The sequence below is a fragment of the Acetanaerobacterium sp. MSJ-12 genome (genome assembly GCF_018917875.1).
Classification (GTDB): Bacteria; Bacillota; Clostridia; order Oscillospirales; family Ruminococcaceae; genus Bittarella; species Bittarella massiliensis.
This window is the reverse complement of the sequence record NZ_JAHLPK010000010.1, coordinates 93,172-110,652: the sequence shown is the minus strand read 5'-3', so window position 1 is coordinate 110,652 and position 17,481 is coordinate 93,172. Positions and strand designations below refer to the sequence as shown.

At 50.4% G+C, this 17,481-nt stretch carries 20 protein-coding genes; 3 read left to right on the top strand and 17 right to left on the bottom strand.

Annotated features, from left to right (window positions below; genetic code table 11):
- Positions 1-25: 25 nt before the first annotated feature.
- The 6 genes from KQI11_RS11405 to KQI11_RS13350 all read right to left on the bottom strand — a co-directional run bounded on the left by KQI11_RS11405 (position 26) and on the right by KQI11_RS13350 (position 4,735).
- Positions 26-229, bottom strand: coding sequence for a DUF3847 domain-containing protein (locus KQI11_RS11405; RefSeq protein ID WP_216402202.1), 204 nt, complete (start codon positions 227-229; stop codon positions 26-28).
- Between the two features lie 158 nt (positions 230-387).
- Positions 388-744 carry a hypothetical protein gene (locus tag KQI11_RS11400; protein ID WP_216402201.1) on the bottom strand — a complete coding sequence of 119 codons (357 nt, stop codon included), beginning with the start codon at positions 742-744 and terminating at the stop codon, positions 388-390.
- Positions 741-1,679: a ParM/StbA family protein gene (locus KQI11_RS11395; RefSeq protein ID WP_216402200.1), complete on the bottom strand. Its 939-nt coding sequence runs from the start codon at positions 1,677-1,679 to the stop codon at positions 741-743. Before KQI11_RS11395 ends, KQI11_RS11400 begins: the two co-directional genes overlap by 4 nt.
- Positions 1,680-1,800: 121 nt before the next feature.
- Positions 1,801-3,867, bottom strand: a complete 2,067-nt coding sequence (locus KQI11_RS11390) for a DUF4368 domain-containing protein (RefSeq protein ID WP_216402199.1) — start codon at positions 3,865-3,867, stop codon at positions 1,801-1,803.
- Positions 3,864-4,079, bottom strand: a complete 216-nt coding sequence (locus KQI11_RS11385) for a transposon-encoded TnpW family protein (RefSeq protein ID WP_216402198.1) — start codon at positions 4,077-4,079, stop codon at positions 3,864-3,866. Before KQI11_RS11385 ends, KQI11_RS11390 begins: the two co-directional genes overlap by 4 nt.
- Positions 4,080-4,255: 176 nt before the next feature.
- Positions 4,256-4,735 (bottom strand): cysteine-rich VLP protein, encoded by a 480-nt coding sequence (locus KQI11_RS13350; RefSeq protein WP_257357913.1) that lies wholly within the window; start codon positions 4,733-4,735, stop codon positions 4,256-4,258.
- A 157-nt stretch (positions 4,736-4,892) separates the two neighbouring features.
- Between KQI11_RS13350 and KQI11_RS11370 the strand changes: the two genes are divergently transcribed.
- Genes KQI11_RS11370 through KQI11_RS11360 form a run of 3 tightly spaced genes read left to right on the top strand, consistent with a single transcriptional unit; the run spans position 4,893 to position 7,828 of the window.
- The gene (locus KQI11_RS11370; RefSeq protein WP_216402197.1) at positions 4,893-5,837 is read left to right on the top strand and encodes a hypothetical protein; all 945 of its coding nucleotides are present in this window, start codon (positions 4,893-4,895) and stop codon (positions 5,835-5,837) included.
- 48 nt (positions 5,838-5,885) lie between these two features.
- Positions 5,886-6,788 (top strand): hypothetical protein, encoded by a 903-nt coding sequence (locus tag KQI11_RS11365; RefSeq protein WP_216402196.1) that lies wholly within the window; start codon positions 5,886-5,888, stop codon positions 6,786-6,788.
- Positions 6,789-6,805: 17 nt separating this feature from the next.
- A complete protein-coding gene (locus tag KQI11_RS11360; RefSeq protein WP_216402195.1) occupies positions 6,806-7,828 on the top strand; it encodes a virulence RhuM family protein in 1,023 nt (340 codons plus the stop codon).
- 51 nt (positions 7,829-7,879) lie between these two features.
- Here KQI11_RS11360 and KQI11_RS11355 read toward each other — a convergent pair whose 3' ends face one another.
- The 11 genes from KQI11_RS11355 to tet(W) all read right to left on the bottom strand — a co-directional run bounded on the left by KQI11_RS11355 (position 7,880) and on the right by tet(W) (position 16,946).
- Positions 7,880-8,251, bottom strand: coding sequence for a TnpV protein (locus KQI11_RS11355; protein WP_216402194.1), 372 nt, complete (start codon positions 8,249-8,251; stop codon positions 7,880-7,882).
- Between the two features lie 352 nt (positions 8,252-8,603).
- Positions 8,604-8,792, bottom strand: a complete 189-nt coding sequence (locus KQI11_RS11350) for a transposon-encoded TnpW family protein (protein WP_005541340.1) — start codon at positions 8,790-8,792, stop codon at positions 8,604-8,606.
- 14 nt (positions 8,793-8,806) lie between these two features.
- Positions 8,807-9,649: an ATP-binding protein gene (locus tag KQI11_RS11345; protein ID WP_005541341.1), complete on the bottom strand. Its 843-nt coding sequence runs from the start codon at positions 9,647-9,649 to the stop codon at positions 8,807-8,809.
- Positions 9,646-10,404, bottom strand: a complete 759-nt coding sequence (locus KQI11_RS11340; protein ID WP_005541342.1) for a phage replisome organizer N-terminal domain-containing protein — start codon at positions 10,402-10,404, stop codon at positions 9,646-9,648. The genes KQI11_RS11345 and KQI11_RS11340 overlap by 4 nt, the downstream gene beginning before the upstream one ends.
- 112 nt (positions 10,405-10,516) lie before the next feature.
- The gene (locus KQI11_RS11335) at positions 10,517-10,903 is read right to left on the bottom strand and encodes a cysteine-rich VLP domain-containing protein (RefSeq protein WP_005541343.1); all 387 of its coding nucleotides are present in this window, start codon (positions 10,901-10,903) and stop codon (positions 10,517-10,519) included.
- Positions 10,893-12,518, bottom strand: coding sequence for a relaxase/mobilization nuclease domain-containing protein (locus KQI11_RS11330; RefSeq protein WP_040882696.1), 1,626 nt, complete (start codon positions 12,516-12,518; stop codon positions 10,893-10,895). The genes KQI11_RS11335 and KQI11_RS11330 overlap by 11 nt, the downstream gene beginning before the upstream one ends.
- Positions 12,490-12,888, bottom strand: coding sequence for a plasmid mobilization protein (locus KQI11_RS11325; protein ID WP_083816615.1), 399 nt, complete (start codon positions 12,886-12,888; stop codon positions 12,490-12,492). Before KQI11_RS11325 ends, KQI11_RS11330 begins: the two co-directional genes overlap by 29 nt.
- A 521-nt stretch (positions 12,889-13,409) precedes the next feature.
- Positions 13,410-13,622, bottom strand: a complete 213-nt coding sequence (locus KQI11_RS11320; protein WP_002586615.1) for a helix-turn-helix domain-containing protein — start codon at positions 13,620-13,622, stop codon at positions 13,410-13,412.
- A complete protein-coding gene (locus KQI11_RS11315; RefSeq protein WP_002586616.1) occupies positions 13,615-14,037 on the bottom strand; it encodes a sigma-70 RNA polymerase sigma factor region 4 domain-containing protein in 423 nt (140 codons plus the stop codon). The genes KQI11_RS11320 and KQI11_RS11315 overlap by 8 nt, the downstream gene beginning before the upstream one ends.
- A gap of 171 nt (positions 14,038-14,208) precedes the next feature.
- Positions 14,209-14,976: a class I SAM-dependent methyltransferase gene (locus tag KQI11_RS11310; protein WP_002586626.1), complete on the bottom strand. Its 768-nt coding sequence runs from the start codon at positions 14,974-14,976 to the stop codon at positions 14,209-14,211.
- Between the two features lie 50 nt (positions 14,977-15,026).
- Positions 15,027-16,946, bottom strand: a complete 1,920-nt coding sequence (tet(W), locus tag KQI11_RS11305) for a tetracycline resistance ribosomal protection protein Tet(W) (protein WP_002586627.1) — start codon at positions 16,944-16,946, stop codon at positions 15,027-15,029.
- Positions 16,947-17,481 lie beyond the last annotated feature (535 nt).

Below are 17,481 nucleotides of genomic sequence, written 5' to 3'. Positions count from 1 at the left end.
CTCGGTTGCCCGAACGCCCCTCGTCTCAATTCTGCCGTGCCAAACTGCATAAATAATCCTCTAACTGTTCCAAAGTCATCTGTGTTGTATGAGGCAATGCTTTCTCCAAAATCGCTCCCTCCTGGATCAGCCGCCGTGTCCTCGCTTTTCGCTCCTTATTACGGTCACGCATCTCGGCTTCCTCCAATCTGTGCTTGGCTTGCAGTAATTTCTTCTCGTCTGTGGTCATAGAAAACCCTCCTGTGGTAGTAAAAAGTGGTTTGTTTGATAGCAGACAGATACCAAATATCCGTCTGTTTGGTATCATGCTTTTTCTGTAAATCTCCGTAGTAGCAAAAATGCCCCCGTTTGGTATCACAGTAATACCAAACGAGGGCAATAGTAGTATCAGAAGCTGTCAGCAAAGTCCAATGCCGCTGAAATGTTCTCGTCATCTTCGACAGACGGAGCTTCAACGGTGGTAGGCGGCGTGAATGGGAGTATACCGACGGGCGCAAACCGTAAGCCCTGCTCAATGGCTTCCATCACACGCCGAAGAAAAGCATCCTCCTTTGCACGGGTTTCCAGATACGGATCGCTTTCAAGCCGTGCCTGGCGTTCAAAATGGTCATTGACTGCGGTAACAATCGCCTTGCTGTAAGACCGATATTGCTTTTTATCCATTCGCTGTAAATGTTCGTAGGCTCGGCGGTCATCCTCGTCTGCAAGGTTTAAGCGCAGGGTGGTCGTGAAGATCTGCTTCATACGATGCCGCCTTTTCTGCTCTGCTTCTGCTCAGCAAGCAGTTCATAGCCCTTTGCAGTAGCGCAAATATCATCGTTGATAATCACACGATCTTTGTCATAGCTGCCGAAGTTTTTGAGAATACAGCTTCCACCGCCTACCACATACAGGCGCATCAGTTCGGGATCGTATTCATGCTCACGCAATCTGCGGAAAATGCCCTCCGCATATTCGGTTGCAGTATCACGGATGGCGGTCAGATAACGCTGGCTGATGTCTGCCGTACCGTGACGGATGACACGCTCAAGGACGGTTTCATCTACCGATACACCAAACTGCTTCATCAGATTTTCACGAACCGCAAGCATACACTGATTGGTGCCGTACTTTTCGGTGAAGCACTTTTTCGCAAGAGGGCGGCACTCGTTGATATACATGACGTTCATTGTGCCGTTGCCAATATCGCAGAGCATATTGATACCCTTGAACTCACGGAGCTTGTCTGCAACCGCAGAAAAGCCCTGTGGGAAAATATCTGCTCCGACAAAATCAACATGATAGTCAACACCCTTAAAAGTGAAGTCGGCGCTGTCGTTCTGCAAAAGATACGCCTTGAAGCTGTCCTTTTGCTCGCTCACCCAGGTCAAAGGAAGTCCAGCCGCAAGGTGGACACGGGCGGAGGTCAGTTTGCGGATATTCAGCTCACGGGCAACGGCGGCAAGAGTGAGAATATAGTAGTCGCTGTCTGCCATTTTGTCGGAGATAAATTCCTTGTGTTCCTCGCCGATGAGATAGTATCTGCCCTCATAGACGAGTAGATTGCCCTTGAAGGTCGGCTCTTTGTCATAGGCGGCAACGCCCGTTTTGAAGCAGCAATGGGCGGTCTTGATGTTACCGTAGCCGTGGTCGATACCGATGATGATGGGATTGGTGTTGTAGTTGTTCGTAAAATTCATAGAGTTTCCTTCCTGCCGCTTTGCGGCGATACAAAAAATTTGATAGTTTTGGTGTTGGGCAAAATGTCCACCTGAAAATGAAAGAAGCGGATCGACATACATCAATCCGCTTCAAATATCGTTATGCTGTTTTCTGTTCTTTCTCCGGCAATGCCGGTTCCTGCTTTGATTCCCGCAAGGCTTTCTTCCGTTCGCCCTGCCGCTTGATCTGTGCCGCATACCGGCAATCATCAGAGCAGTATTTAACGCTGTTTCGTGTCGTAGTAAAAACCTTGCCGCAGTGTTCGCAGGTGATTTCACGGCTTCGTTCCTTTGCCGCTTCCTGCCGGTAATACTTCGCTCGGCAATTCACATCGCAGAACAGCTTTGCCGTTGACCTCGCTTCAAAGGTCTTGCCGCAGCACTTGCAGGTCTGCGTGATGGGAACGCCTACGGTGCGTTCGCCGGATTTCAGCTTTTGGTAGCGTTCACGGCTGCGGGCACGTTCTTTCCTCAAAAACTCCTGCCGCTTGATTTCTTCCTCGGTCAACTCCGGTGCGGGAAGCTCAAAATGCCCGATGAACTTCAGATAAATTTCAACCTCCTGCACTCTGTCACCGTCTACCTTTTCGGGAGCGTGGACAATGATTTTATCGATAAACTCGTTTATCATTGGTGTGGTCAGCTCGGAAAAGTCGGTGTATTTCCTCGCAAGCTCCATAAACTGCTCCACACGAGCGGTATCTTCCTCAAAAGAGGATACCCGCTGTTCGGCTTCTTCCACGGATGCCTGCAAGTTTTTCTGCTCGGCTTCATATTCGGCAAGCAGGGTATCAAAGCGTTCATCGGTAATGCGCCCGATAGCAAAGGATTCATAGAGCTTTTTAATGATATTGTCAAGCTCGGCAATACGCTTCTTGTCCTTGTTCAGCCTACGCCTGGTTTCCTTTGCTGCTTCTTTCTGTTTGATCTGAGAAGCGGAGCGCACCTTTTCCATAAACTCGTCTTGATTGGAAATGGCATAGGTGCTGACGGTGCGGATGGTGTTCAAGATCAGCTCTCGGAGTGCTTTTGTGGAAATATGGTGATTACGGCAGGCGGCAGAGCGTTTCTGACCCGCCAATTTATAGGTGGAACACTCATAGGCATCGGATGGATAAGGCTTGGTGTCGGAACCTCTTGTGCGCTGATTATACATCTTTGCCCCACAGTCTGCACAGAACAGAAGTCCCGTCAGGGGATTGGCTTCGCCTATCGTGTCGTGGCGTCTCGGTGTCTTTCGGAGCTTCTGTGCAAGCTCCCACGTTTCCTTATCCACGATAGCTTCGTGGGTGTTCTCAAAGACAAGCCATTCCTCTTTGGGATTCATCACAGGGCTTTTGTCCTTGTAGGACTGCTTGTGAGAACGGAAGTTGACCGTATGCCCCATATACTCCGGCTTTGCAAGGATGTTCCCGACGATATAGCCACTCCAGTTATAGGGATTGGGAAATTCCTCTTTGCTTTTCCAAACGCCCCGGCCTTGCCTTGCGGCATAGACCGCAGGGGTTTCGATCTTGTCATCAAATAGGATGCGGGCAATGTCATACGGACCTTTGCCCTCGATGGTCAACCGGAAGATGCGGCGGACAACCTCTGCCGCTTCCTCATCAATCAGCCAGTGATACTTGTCCTCCGGGTCTTTCTTGTAGCCGTAGATGGCGCAGTTGGTGGTGGGCTTGCCCGATTCGCCCTTGACACGAATGGCGGTGCGCTGCTTGCGGCTTAAATCTCGCAAGTACCATTCGTTCATAATATTCAAAAAAGGAGCAAATTCGTTGCTGTTCTGATCGTCGCTGTCCACGCTGTTGGCAATCGCCACAAAGTGTACATTGTGCTGACGAAAGAACACCTCCGTGTAAAAGCCTGTTTGCAGATAGTCACGGCCCGCCCTGCTCATGTCCTTGACTATAACATGGGCAACCTTGCCTGCTTCAATGTCTGCAATGAGCTGTTTCCACGCAGGACGCTCAAAATTTCCTCCACTCCAACCGTCATCCGTATAGTGCTGACAGTTTGTATAACCTCTCTGCTGGGCATAGCTTTCGAGGTATTTTTTCTGATTGACAATGCTGTTGCTATCGCCAACCTGGTCATCGTCACGGGAAAGTCTCTCGTACAATGCCGTAATTTTATTGGGATCCTGTCCCACAGTCTGTTTCACGCTCATGATGCGCTCCTTTCAGACTGTCGACTCATTTGTGGTGCGTCCATTATATCATACTTTTCGCAGCTTGTGTGAACTTCATTGCGAATAATTCGTAAAATTTTATCCTCCATCGTTTCCGTACCGCTTTCGTTAAACACGACCTTGACTTTATAGGTTGTGCCACCGATGCGGTGGGTGGTATAAGCAAAATTCTTGCTTTCGTTTTTTACCATAGGCAAATCTCCTCCATAGATTGAATAATTCATAAATTTCGAGTATACTATTGATAGTTCCGATTCCCTGTAACCATTTGTGCGGTTAAAGCAGGACAAGAGGGATAAACCCCTTACCCATGCAGAAATGCCCTCAAAAAAGCCTTGCGGTACAAGGCTTTCCGAGGGCAAAACGGTTACATTGTGGTTTGTTTCTGCTTTTCACGGTGCTTACGCACTCTGGCTGCGGTCTGCTGGCGGCGTGCTTCGGTGGCACAGCGTTTCGAGCAGTACACCCGTTTCCCGTCAATGAGGAATGGCTTGCCGCACAGCTTGCAGTTGACCGTTGGTGCGTGATTGAATACAGCGTCCAGCTTCGGTGCTTCGGGCAGTACAGATTCCCGAAAATATCTGCACAGGGCGCTGTTGGTATAGCAGATACCAAGCATATAGCAGTTGCTCGTCGTCGCAAGCTCGGTATCGCTCGTTTCCGTGCAAGCACGAAAAGCTCGCTCACTCCGCTGCTCCTCCTCTCCCCAAAAAGTCTTACGACTTTTCGGGGTCCCCGATAATGGCAGGCAGCCGTATTCCTTGTCGTAGTTGGCACACTTGGAGACAACTAACTTTTTGATCTGTCTTTTCTCCTTTCCTGTCAGCTCACGATAGGTTTTGCTCATAGGCAGTTTCCTCCTTTCTTTAGTATTGGAAGTAATATAATAAGGGACAGAATGTATTACTTCCTCACTAATAGGAGAAATACGGGGTGTTTAGCGGAACTGTTTTTTCGAATAATCAAAGAAAATTTGAAAAATATTTTTGAAGGGGGTTCCTGCGGTGTACGACGAACCCAAGCGATACGAAAATGACAATCTTTATGATGAAGATACTGATTATTATGATGAATACGACACGGACGCTCCCGATTACATAGACGAAGATGAAGAAGATGAAAATGCCCTTTGGGATGACGAGGAAGATACCACCGATGAAGCCGATCCCAATGAATCTCCCCGAAAGAAGCGAAGAGAACAAGTAACATTTTCCAGTATTGAGGATGAAGAAGCCGAAGAACAGGAGCAGGCACAACGCAGGCTTGCCAAGGAACAGCGGCTCATTGACGAACTGGAAGCCGATGCAGAGGAACATCCCATAGAGGATGACGGGGACGATACCGGAGATGAGCAGCCCGAACGAAAACTCTTAAAGCGTGAGCTTCGGGCGCAGGCTCTGAAACGGTTGGAGGATTCTGCCCGAACGCTCAAAGATTACGAAAACCTTGTGGCGTGGTATGATCGGCTCGATGCCAACCGTCAGCGCAAGGAGCGCTATCACGAGCTGTACCGAAGTGGTGACGATGTTCCCCTTGACTATGGAGCAGCCGAAGGCGGGCTGTACTTTCCCGACACTCTCAACGATGTGTTGTCCAAGCTGGAACGCAAAGGTGATTTCGTAGATTCCATTTTCTACTGTCCTTACGACATCCACGAGCTTGTGACGGATGGGGATATATCCAATATCCTGCGGGAATTGAGCGAAGATAGCAAATTCCTTATGTTCCTGTGGGCACTGCGGCAGTATAGTTCTGTCAGAATTGCCGCTATTCGTGGGCAGTCTGACCGTAACATCCGCAAAGTGCGAAACACGATGCTCAAAAAGATACGAAAAAAGCTGCTTGCCGCACTTACCGAAAAAGTGCAGATACAGCAGCCCTTGACCTTGCTCGATAAAGATTTTTTAAGAGAAAACGGTGTAGATATTGAAAACAACAGTGATGCGTAATATAATTATGGATAATATAGGTTACAATACATGGCGGAGGGTTTGACGATGAAGAACCTGTTTCAACGCACCAGTTCGCATTGGGTGCGATATAATGAATATGAATGGAAAACGGCGGAGAATGGTATGTTGTATCTCACGCCTACCGCAACGGCACAGCCGGGAATTTACGACCCGCTGAGCGAATACCAACGCCTTATTCTGGATGCCATTGATATTGGTCGGATGGAATCGCAGAAGAAAACACCGCAGGAAATACAAAAGGCAATTCAAGTATTTGCAGTAAAGTATGGCTTGCTTGGTCTCATGACAGCGCTGCCTACTACGCCGAATTTTATGGATTATGAGGCGGTATATCTGCCGAAGAATCATTTTATCCGTGAGGAATCCATGCCCACGATGGACTATCTTGATTTGTTCTTTCCTTTTGTTAAGCCGGATGTGGTCAAGCGTGGCGTGGAATCCATGTGGAATATACAGAATGACCGTGCAATGATGGCACTTGCCATGACTATGACGGATAAGCCGATGGCAGTCAATATGAGCTTCCAGCGAGAATATGCCGAGCCTTATGAATGGATAAAGCAGCAGTTCATTGATATTGCCTTTACCTATCTGACCTCTGTGCTGTTCTACGAGGATTACGACACGATGACCCCCGAACAGCGGCTTTTGATGCAGCAGGGCATGGAAGCCTTCGGCGGCAATGCGCCGACCTACCGTATTGCTTTACTGGATAAGCCGACGATTGTGTGGGATTTTCACTCTCTTATGCTTGGGATACAAATGATGTTCAGCTTTATGCTGACCGACACGGAAAAACCCATCCGCATCTGCAAGCATTGTTTGCAGACCTTTGTGGCAAGCAGACCGAGTGCGGTATTTTGCAGCCCTCAGTGTAAGAATAAGTATAATGTGTATAAGAGCAGAGCGAAGGATAAGAAGGATTGATGGGATGGTGATATACAATGGCTGACAATAAAAACAAACTTCAAATCAGGAACAGTACAGTGGATTTCCTCGTATTTACGAAAGACGCACAGGAGGACGGTATCGAAGTCCGAGTGCAGGATCATGACGTATGGCTGACACAAAAAGCAATCGCTCAGCTTTTCGATGTGGACAGAAGCGTTGTGACGAAGCATTTGAAAAATGTCTATGAAAGTGGCGAATTGTCTGAAGATTCAACCTGTGCAAATTTTGCACAAGTTGCGGATAACGGAAAAACCTATCAATATAAGTTCTACTCCCTATCCGCCATTATTGCAGTCGGCTACCGTATCAACTCCGGCAGGGCAACGCAGTTCCGGCAGTGGGCAACCAGGGTGCTGGACACTTTTACCAAGCAGGGATATGTTCTGGACAAAAGCAGGCTCATCAACGGTCAGATTTTTGATGAAGACTATTTTGAACATCTGATTTCCGAGATTCAGGAAATCCGTGCCAGTGAGCGCCGTTTCTATCAGAAAATCACGGACATCTATGCCACCGCCGTGGATTATTCCCTCGACAGCCAGCTCACCAAGGATTTCTTTGCTACGGTGCAGAATAAGATGCACTATGCCGTCCATGGCAATACTGCCGCAGAAGTCATTATGGCACGGGCTGACCATACCAAAGAACACATGGGCTTGACCTCGTGGCGCAATGCTCCCGATGGTAAAATTGTGAAAGCGGATGTGTCGATTGCCAAGAATTACTTATCCAAGGGTGAGATACAGGAGCTGAACGAGATCGTCACCATGTATCTGGACTATGCCACAAGACAGGCACGGCGGCATATTCCTATGACGATGGCAGATTGGGCATCCAAGCTGGATGCGTTCCTGCAATTCAACGATGCGGAGATTCTGCAAAACAAGGGCAAGGTCACAGCCGCTATTGCAAAAGCATTTGCGGAAAGCGAATTTGAGCAGTACCGGATCATTCAAGACCGCTTGTATCAAAGTGATTTTGACCGTCTTGTAGCCAGCACAAAAGAAAATAACTGACAAAAGCCAAAATGCCCGTTATTAGCCATAACAGCCGATACGGGCATTCGTTTAAGCATATACAAGTTCAGTCAAAATGATTTCCTCCGCACGGTTGCGGATGTTGTTTTTACGGCGTACCCATTCCATTTGGTCAGCCGCTTTCAGTGCCTCGGTCACGCCCTCCTGCTCCGACATAGCAGATACGATGATTTCTATACGCTCATTACAGGCTTGGTCGATTTCGGCTAAGTGCTTGAACAGCGTTCCCTCCACCACATAGTTGGTGTAGAGGATTTTTCGGTGTTCTTTCAGATAGCTGCGACGCATACGTCCGTATTTGCCTATCTGATAATCGCCGTCATCCGTCAGAACAAGGTTGGGGATAAAATAATCTCCCACTTGACGGTATGTACCGCCCATTTCCTCAAATATAGATTTCACAAGAATCAGCTCCTTTTTGTGTTGATTTTCAGCGGTTATAAGGCTTTTTCTGCTCCTTTCCTATAACTGCTTTTCAATTCACCACAAATGAGCCGCAGTCACATGTATTCGGGTGGAGAAACCACCCTTTACATATTAACTCTTGGTTGGAAATGGAATTGCTCTCGCCTTGCAACTCGTCCTCATGGGACAATCTCGGATAAAGGGCGGTAATGAGGTTTTGGGTGGCTTGTCTTAACATAAAATCCTCCGTTTCCGACAGCCAGCCCCACTATTCCGTAGCTTTATTGTACCACGGAATAGCGGGGGCTGTATAGCGGCAAAAGTGTAAAATCTGCTTCTTTATGATTTGTCAAATTGCCGGTTTTTGTGTAGCAGCGGCTTCCGCTTCCAGTACCCGCGCCATTTTGTCGGCGGCGGTGGTCGTGGTATCTTTCTTGAAATAGCCGGACACGACAAGGACGGAATTGCCCATGCGGATTTCCGTCACGCAGTCGGGGCGGCGGGTGGTGCGGGTGTCGTGCTGCTTGTTATCTGTCATAGGCAATACTCCTTTCAGTCGGTAATCAGTTTCTTCATGTTCTCCATTTTCCGCTGCGCGGCTTCCTGCCGGAAGTTGTCGCCGGTAAAGCGTACCGGGACGCACATGGAAAGCAGCCGGTCATAAATCCGGGAATGGGCGGTGTCCTCCGGGTTCCGCAGGTCGTCCAGCGTGAGGTTGGTCGTGACGATCAGCGGCTTGCCGCTGCGGTAGCGGCTGTCAATCACATTGAAAACCTGTTCCAGCCCGTATTCCGTCCCGCGCTCCATGCCGAAGTCGTCAATGATAAGCAGCGGATAGCGGCAAAGGCGGGAAATGTACTCGTTGCGGTTCTCAAAGCTGGCGGCAAGGTCGTTGAGGATAAGGGCAAAATTCGTCATGTGGACGGGGATTTCTTTCTCCATGAGGGCGTTTGCGATACAGCCCGCAAGGTAGCTTTTCCCGGTTCCTACGCCGCCCCAGAACAGGCAGCCGATATTGTCGGCTCGCATATCCTCCCAATGCTCCACATACCGGCGGGCAATCCCGGCCTGCGGGTTCCTGCCGTTGTCGTTCTCAAAAGTCCAGTCCCGCATGGTGGGGTCGGTAAAGCCCCGGCGCTTCAGTTCTTCCACGGTGTCAAGGTGCCTGCGCCGCTTCTCGGCGGCCTCCCGTTCCTCGCGGGCGGCTCTCTGGCAGTCGCACTCTGCCGGATGGCGGTCGCGCCCGAAGATAGCGGCCTTATCCGGCGCAAAATAGGCTTCTTTCGGCTTGCGGCACTTGCCGCAGTACAGTAAACCGTCCTCGCCGGTGTAGTCCTCCGGCTCCGGGGTAGTGGTCGTCATATTCTCCAAAACAGCGTTGATTTCGTTCTTCATAAACTCTCGCCCTCCTTGCATGAGTAGTCTGGTATGCCCTTTTTCGGGGCTTTCTTGGCTGCGTCCTCCTGCGCCCATTTGTAGATTGTGGCGGCATGGCTGCGGTATCGCTTGCCGCTGGACGCGATATGGCAGGATAGCCGGTCAATGTAGTAGTTCCATTTGTCGGGCAGGTCTGCTTTCAGCCCGTCCAGTTCTGATTGCGAAAGAAAGACATTTTCATACCGGCCATAGGCGGCGCGGGTGGGCTGTCCCGTATCTAACTCTCGCTCTCTCTCTTTTTCTATCTCTATCTCTTTCTCTATCTCTATCTCTGGTGGACAAATGTCCGCTTGATATGGTGGACATTTGTCCACCCCGGCCTTTGGCAAGGCTTTTTGCTCCTGCAAAGCCAGCCTTGCCCGCCGTTTTCGCTCCCCCTCGGTAGAGGATTGGCCGATCAGCAGTTCAATGTTGCTCATATACAGCGCGCCGCTTGGCAGCGGCTCCACAAGCCCCAGCTTCATAAAAATCTGCAAGGCTCGCTCTACGGTGCCGACTTGCTGGCGGGTAATGGTGGCAATCATCTGCGCGGTGTAGGGGATATTTTCATCAAGCTGCAACTTCCCGCCGTTTTTCAGCGATTTCAGGTACAGTTTCAAGAGAATGTTGGAATAGAGGATACCGTCCTGCATACTTTCCAGCAGCACGATAGCGTCCTCGTCAAAGTAATTCTCTTTCAGCTTGAGGTAGTAGTATTTTCGGTTGTCTGACATGGTTCCTCCTTTGGGTGGATTTGGGGCGTTTGTACGCATTTAGAACGCCGTTTCCGGGGGAAAAGGATAAATGTATCGCACACCCTTTGACACCCACGAAAAAAGCCTTGATTTATGCGGGTTTGAAAGGCTCTAAAGCGTGACATCTCTGCCTTTGTTTCCGCTTTCTCTTGGCGGCTTTGAGTTTCTTCATGCGGCCGGCGCAGTCGGGGCAGTATTTCCCCCGGTTGGATTTGGGGACAAATGCCGCGCCGCAGACCGCACACCGTTTCCGGCTCCCCCGGTACAAGAGGGCTGCGGCCAGCTCCCCGTCAAGGGGCAGGACAGCCACACGGAACCAGCGGCACATGAGGGAAAGGGAAATGCTCTGGACGCACACGCAAGGCTCCCCGTCGTCTAACAGCAGGCAGTTCCCCCCGTCATAGTTACAGCACTCATGTACCAACCGCCGCGCCCGCCGGTGCTGGCGGTAGTCCATGCGGGGCAGGTTATCGTTCATGGCTCTGCTCCTTTCTGCGGTGGGGTTCCTCCCGGCGCAAAATCTGGTCGATGTTCCGCTTGACGGTCTGCAATTCCTTGAACCGCTGTTTCTGTTCGTGATAGGTGTTATACAGGCCGTCTTTCTCGGAGATAAGCTGCTCGATCTCGACCTGCAAAGCTTTCCGGGCGGGCAGCTTGGTAATGCCATGCGCCTTGAAATACCGGGCGGCGGCTTCGGCTATGATAAAATCGCTCTCGTTTGCCTGCCGGTATGCGGCGCGAGCTTTCTCAGATTTCTGCGCCCGCAGTCCGTCGCGAGCGGGCTTGGTCTTGGCATAGGCAAGTACCTGTTGCTGCAACTCCTTTTTCCCTTGTAGCTCTGTTTCCAGCGTTTTCAGCTTGCCGCTGGTCTGGCGCATTTCCTGATAGGCGGTATCAACGGCGGCTTCTAACTGCTCCGGGGAAGTGAAGCCGTATTCCTGATACACATTCAGCGTCGCGGCCATTTGTTTGAGATTGTACATGGTCGCCCAGCGTTCATAGCCCCGGCCTTTGCCCTCGGCCATTTTCTGCTCAATGTCCACAAGCCGCTGCACACCGTCCTGTTTCGTGGTGGTTTGTGGGGCTTTTGTGGGCTGTATGCCGGTTTCCCCATGCCGGGGATATTCGGGTATGGCTGCGGCCTTTTCTGCGGCTCTGGCGGCGCTCTGCTCCAAAACGGCAAGGACGGCGGCGCGGTCAAAATCGTCGCCCAGCTTCCGGGCGGTAATGGGCTTCGTCCTGTCCGGCGTGAGGTAACTAAGCCTCCCCCGGCTCTCCTTGACGGTCACACCCTCCCGCAGCAGCAGAGAGGAAAAGTCCTCGAATGAGGCCGCCGCAGACAGCGCGGCGCGTATGGTCTGCCGCAGTTTCTCCTTGTTCGTTTCAAACTTGGTCTGCCGGGGTGTGATACCGCCTGCAATCATGGGGGCGTTCTGCTTGTCCAGCGCGGCCTGTCCCTTTTTCTGCGCCCAATACTCCCGGTCGGTCACGCGGTTCTTGCTGCCGTTCAAGAGGTCGATTTGGTAAAGCCCCTCCCGGTGGCACATCTCCATGACTTCGGACTTGAAGTAGCGCATGGCAGCGTCGGTACAGCGGTGCTTGCAACCGGCTTTCGTATCGGCTGGCCTGTCCATGTAGGGCAGGAACGGCACTTCCTCTATCCGCAGCGAATTGATAACGATATGCACATGGATGTTGCCGCTGTGGTTATGCCCGTCCGGGTGGGTGCATACAAGGGCTTGGTGGCCGGGGAAATGCTCGGCGCAAAACTTCTCGCCCAATTCCTGCGCCCGGTCTACGGTCAAGCCGTTGTCCGGCCCGTCCCGTGGGTCAAAGCTGATGATATAGTGGTGGCTTTTCACATCTTCCCGCCGCTGGTTCTTCCCATAGCGGAGATTTGCCCGCATACACGCAACGGCAAAATCCTCCCCGCCGCAGTTCAGCGTGGACAGCCGGTAGTCCTCGCGGGGGATAAGCCTGCCGGTTTCATCAAGGACGGGCTTCATGGTAAACTCGTCATGCTCAAAAAGCAGGTATTGTTCGGCGGCTCCGTAGTCGGCATTTTTAGAGTTGATATGCTTGAGTGTTGCCAACCGCGTCACCTACTTTCTGTAAGACTTCATACTTGAGGGCGGCAAGGTCGACTATGGCGGCGCGTACCTCGCCGGACAGCGCATTGTAGGGTGCGCCGTACTCGTTCAGATACCGGGCAATCTGATTGAGGTTGCCGCCGATCCTGCCGTATTCGGCGGCTAACTTCCCGACAGCGGAGAGCAGTTCATCATTAACTGCCGACACATGGATAACGGGGCGTATGGTGGTACGCCGTATCGCCTGCCGGAGAAATTCCGACTGGCTGATACCATAGGGTGCAAGCCGCGCTGTGAAGTCGGCGTATTCATCTTCGGACAGCCGGGTTTTCACAACGCGGCTGCGGTGGGGTGTGTTGTATTTCTTTCGCATGGTCGTGACCTCCTTTCTTGCCGCATGAGCGCGGCGGGGATAAGCGGCGCAAGCCGCAAAGCAGGGTTTGGGGAAGGCACTCCCCAACAAGTTTCCCGCGAGGGGCAAAACCGCAGAATTGCGGATTTTGGCACCGTGGTAGAAACTTGCTCTCCGTGACTGCAAACTTTCTCTCACTTCCGTCCGCCACTTTTTTGGAAAACTGCAACCACAAAAGTTTGTTTCTCTTTTTCTGCTACTACTAATCCTGTAAAGGGCATTCCTGCCCGCTTTCGCTAAAATGACACCGGACGCAGTGGTTTCTACCCGGTGTTGGAGAAATCCTTTCTCTTTGCCCTCTACTACGGGTAAATGCTCCAAATGCCAAACACCAGGGCAGAAAAATTCCCTCCTCGCTTACTACTACAACCGGCAGGGGGCAAAATGGCCGGGAGCGGAGCCGGACAACAAAAAAAGCAGTAAATCTTTTTCAAGACTTACTGCTTTCGCTGGCCGCGTCGGTGGCGGCTGGTATTCAGTTTTTATGACTTGTCCGGTGGTTCGTCAAGCCGGAACTTGAATTGACAGTCAATTAACCGCTGCTTTACATAGTCCTCCACCTCGGCGTTGACCTGCCCGTTCACTTTTGAGAAATAGCGGATATATCCGGCGTAGTGGAGCAGGACAGCGTTCACGGCTTCTGGGTCGCCCTCACGGGCTTTGAGGATTGTTTCATAGGGGAGAAGTCTACTCATACCGGCTCACCCCCATTTCTTCGCGTAGCCGCTGCAAGGCAAGCTGGATATGCCGCCCCGCTGTGCTGCGTGACCGGCCAATACACGCGCCGATCACGCGCTGCGGCTGGCGCAGAAAGTAATAGCGCAGGATTTCTTCCCGCGTCTGCTCCGGCAAAACAGAGATCGCGTCGGCAAGGGCGGCGTTGCAGAGCAGGACGGTCTGACCGCAGACGGTAAATGGGTATTCCTCGTCCGGCTCCGACGCGGCAAACTGGACAAACTTCTCGTTCATCAGATAGTCAAGGGAAACTTGCCGTTCCCATTGCCGTTTAAGCTTCAAAATCTTGTCCAAGGCGGCACAGCGGATAACAGTCTTGCAAAAGGCGTTGTACCTGCGCTGGATATATTCTTGATAGGCTATCTGGTCGGTCATGGAAATTCCCCTTTCTGAATAATAGTGCGGGGCGGTGGCACTTCTTGCTGTCGCCCCTTGATTGCCTACCAGCAAAGGCGGGCGGGGCTGTCAACGGCTGCGCATATGCGCCGTTCATCTTGACCGTTGACTGGCTCGGCTGGGTTTGCTATTTACCCGACAAACTTGAATTTATTTTAAGCTATCACGTTTTACCTTCTTAAGCCTTACTATCATTACCATAGGAATTTCTTTGTTGGTTTTAAAACATTCTTCATAAAATCCATCAATGACAAATCCAGCTCTAAAACAAAGGTTAAAAATATCTTGTATGGAACGATGATAATAAATCTGCTCTTTCGGTTGCCCTTCAATCGCTATATCATAGTAACTGTGCGGTGTCATATATTTTTCAGTCAACGTGACAAAACAAGGGTGTTGCGTTGCAAAGACAAAAATTCCGCTTTCCTGCAACAGTTCATAAACAGCCATAAGAAGTGGTTCAATATCCGTAATATCCATAATTGCCATATTAGAAACTGCTTTCGTAAAGGCTCGATTTCTTTTTAATTCTAATATACTTTTTCTATCGGTCGCATCCGCCACACAAAATTCAATTTGTTTTGCATATTGTGATTGCCGTCTTTTAGCCAATTCTATCATTTTTTTGCTGTAATCAAAAGCGACAACCGAAGCGCCTCTTTGTGCAAGATACGAAGAATAATTTCCATTGCCACACGCAATATCCAAAATGTAATCCGCAGGATTAGGAGATAGAAGTTCCGTTACTTTGGGACGCACTACCTCTCTGTGAAATTCATTAGATTCGTCACCCATTGCATTATCCCAAAATTGTGCGTTCTCCTCCCAGATTTTTTTACTTTCCTCTGTTCCCATGTTCTCTCCCACTCCCCAAATTTGCTTTTTTGCTTCCATTAAATCTTCCTTACTATATTCCATTGTTACCCTCCATAACTTCTGATTGTTGCCGTCTTGACGATTATGTATCTTTACATTACCTTCTGAAACATATGGCGCACCTTGTCCAGGCGGCTGTTTGGACGGCGGGGCTGGATGACCGGCTGACCGACAGCGGCCTGATATCCTTTCAGCTCTGTAAGGCATACGCTCCGCCCGTTGGTGTAAAAGGCCAGATCAGTACGGTATGCCTGTATACAGCGGGCGGGAATCTCGCCAGTAAAGACAACTTCATCCTTTTTTACCTGGGCCGTTTCGATGGTGGCACAGTATTTCGGTGCATCATGATAAGCCCTGGAAAGGTATTCCTGGGGCGCATAGAGGATGAAGGAGAGATAAGGTTCCAGCAGCTGCGTCCCCGATTCCTTCAATGCCTGTTCCAATACAATCGGGGCCAATGAGCGGAAGTCCGCCGGCGTGCTGACCGGACTGTAATAAAGCCCGTATTCAAAGCAAATCTTACAGTCCGTTACGTTCCAGCCGAACAAGCCCTGCTCCAGCCCGTAACGGATACCATCCCTGACAGCGTTTTGAAAACTCTGGTTCAAGTATCCCAGCGAAACCCGGCTCTCGTATTGTACACCGGAGCCAAGCGAGAGTGGTGTAACAGACAGTCCTATGGATGCCCAAAACGGGTTGGGCGGCACCTCGATATGGATGGTGTGGCTGGCTGCTTTGAGCGGCCGCTCCATATAAATGACGGAGGGTTCCTTTACCACTGTTTCAAGCTTGTATTTTTCCGACAGCAAAGCGGAAACAACCTCCAACTGCACCCGGCCCAAAAAAGAAAGAATGATCTCATGGGTGATGGAATCCACTTCGCAACGCAAAAGCGGGTCAGTATCCGCAAGTTGCGTAAGAGCGTCCAGCAGCCGTTCTCTTTGCGCTGCCGTTTTCGGCGCAATCGTCGTCCGCAGCATGGGGAGGGGGTCCTCGCGCCACCTTTTACGAGGGAGCCGGGTTTGGTCCCCTAATACATCGTTTAACCTCACGCTGTCGCTGGGAAGGATAACAATTTCACCCTGATAAGCGGTGTCTGTCCGAACAATTTCCCCTTTGGATGGAATACGCATCTCTGTGATTTTCAGCTTTTCTCTCCCGGCCAGGGCCACCGTATCCCGCAGGCGCAGCGTTCCGCTGTATAACCGTAGATAGACACGCCGCTGGCCGCAATCGGTGTACTCAACCTTGAAAACGCTGCCGCATAGGGCGGCGCCCCCCTGTTCCCCAATCGGTTGGAACAGCCCTGTCACCGCATCCATCAACGGTTGAATGCCAAGGCCATTTTTGGCGCTGCCATGATAGACTGGGAACAGGGAGGCGTCTTGAACCCGCTGCTGTTCCTCCCGCGCAAGTTTTTCCCGGCTGATTGGTTCTCCTGCGATATACTTTTCCAATAATTCATCGTTATTTTCGATGACCGCATCCCATGCTTCTATGTCGGTATTTTCCTCCAGGACTATTTCCGGGGACAGCGACACCGTCTGCTTGATGATAATATCGGCGGAGAGCTTATCCCGAACAGACTGAACCACGCTCTGCAAATCAACGCCAGCCTGGTCGATCTTGTTGATAAAGATAACGGTGGGAATGTTCATTTTCCGCAGGGCATGGAACAGAATACGGGTCTGGGCCTGCACGCCATCTTTAGCGGAGATCACCAAGATGGCCCCATCTAAAACAGCCAAAGAGCGGTACACCTCCGCCAAAAAATCCATGTGGCCGGGCGTATCCACAATGTTAACTTTACATCTGTGCCACTGGAAGGAAGTGACTGCCGCTTGAATGGTAATCCCACGCTGCCGCTCCAAAAACATGGTGTCCGTCCTCGTTGTCCCTTTTTCGACGCTCCCCGGTTCTGAAATGGCTCCGCTGGCATATAGCAGGCTCTCCGTCAAGGTCGTCTTTCCAGCGTCTACATGGGCAAGAATTCCAATATTGATTATTTTCATGTGATTGTCCTCCCTTTACAGCCCCAAAGGGCATAAAAATCCCCAGCAGTAAAATACTTTTACCACTGGGGATTATAAGTTGCGGACATACACATATACAGCATACACCTGTTTGTGATTGCTGTTTTTGGGGATATGTCAAAATTGATAAGGCAAAAGTATTCTTAAATTGGGTACAAAAAACTAAGCCCCTACAAAAGGAGCTATCATAATCCTTTGTTCCCACTATTTGATTATAGTTTTATTTAAGAATACCTTGCCGCATATTTTTTACTCCTTTTCTGGATTAAATCATTGTACCACATCAGTTTTAGGAAAGCAAGTACCTAAAAGAAATTTTTCTTCCCCTTATATGTAACAATCATACCGGCTTCCTAGCGTTCAGAATGTTTTCTGCTGTCTGCTGTGGTGTTTGGTTGGAATTGTCCAACCAAAAGCCGATCCGTGGTGTTGTCTGCATTTTACTAAATACAAATTCAATGTATACAGAAAGATATAAGGAGTGGGAGGGATTCCGCCGTAGTTGGCATTGTAG

Coding starts and splice junctions, on each gene's coding strand:
- KQI11_RS13350 (WP_257357913.1), bottom strand. CDS start 4,735: ATGAGCAAAACCTATCGTGAGCTGACAGGAAAGGAGAAAAGACAGATC.
- KQI11_RS11325 (WP_083816615.1), bottom strand. CDS start 12,888: ATGCGAAAGAAATACAACACACCCCACCGCAGCCGCGTTGTGAAAACC.
- KQI11_RS11365 (WP_216402196.1), top strand. CDS start 5,886: ATGAAGAACCTGTTTCAACGCACCAGTTCGCATTGGGTGCGATATAAT.
- KQI11_RS11315 (WP_002586616.1), bottom strand. CDS start 14,037: ATGACCGACCAGATAGCCTATCAAGAATATATCCAGCGCAGGTACAAC.
- KQI11_RS11350 (WP_005541340.1), bottom strand. CDS start 8,792: ATGACAGATAACAAGCAGCACGACACCCGCACCACCCGCCGCCCCGAC.
- KQI11_RS11320 (WP_002586615.1), bottom strand. CDS start 13,622: ATGAGTAGACTTCTCCCCTATGAAACAATCCTCAAAGCCCGTGAGGGC.
- KQI11_RS11310 (WP_002586626.1), bottom strand. CDS start 14,976: ATGGAATATAGTAAGGAAGATTTAATGGAAGCAAAAAAGCAAATTTGG.
- KQI11_RS11340 (WP_005541342.1), bottom strand. CDS start 10,404: ATGTCAGACAACCGAAAATACTACTACCTCAAGCTGAAAGAGAATTAC.
- KQI11_RS11405 (WP_216402202.1), bottom strand. CDS start 229: ATGACCACAGACGAGAAGAAATTACTGCAAGCCAAGCACAGATTGGAG.
- KQI11_RS11395 (WP_216402200.1), bottom strand. CDS start 1,679: ATGAATTTTACGAACAACTACAACACCAATCCCATCATCATCGGTATC.
- KQI11_RS11335 (WP_005541343.1), bottom strand. CDS start 10,903: ATGAACGATAACCTGCCCCGCATGGACTACCGCCAGCACCGGCGGGCG.
- KQI11_RS11400 (WP_216402201.1), bottom strand. CDS start 744: ATGAAGCAGATCTTCACGACCACCCTGCGCTTAAACCTTGCAGACGAG.
- KQI11_RS11345 (WP_005541341.1), bottom strand. CDS start 9,649: ATGAAGAACGAAATCAACGCTGTTTTGGAGAATATGACGACCACTACC.
- KQI11_RS11385 (WP_216402198.1), bottom strand. CDS start 4,079: ATGGTAAAAAACGAAAGCAAGAATTTTGCTTATACCACCCACCGCATC.
- KQI11_RS11390 (WP_216402199.1), bottom strand. CDS start 3,867: ATGAGCGTGAAACAGACTGTGGGACAGGATCCCAATAAAATTACGGCA.
- KQI11_RS11360 (WP_216402195.1), top strand. CDS start 6,806: ATGGCTGACAATAAAAACAAACTTCAAATCAGGAACAGTACAGTGGAT.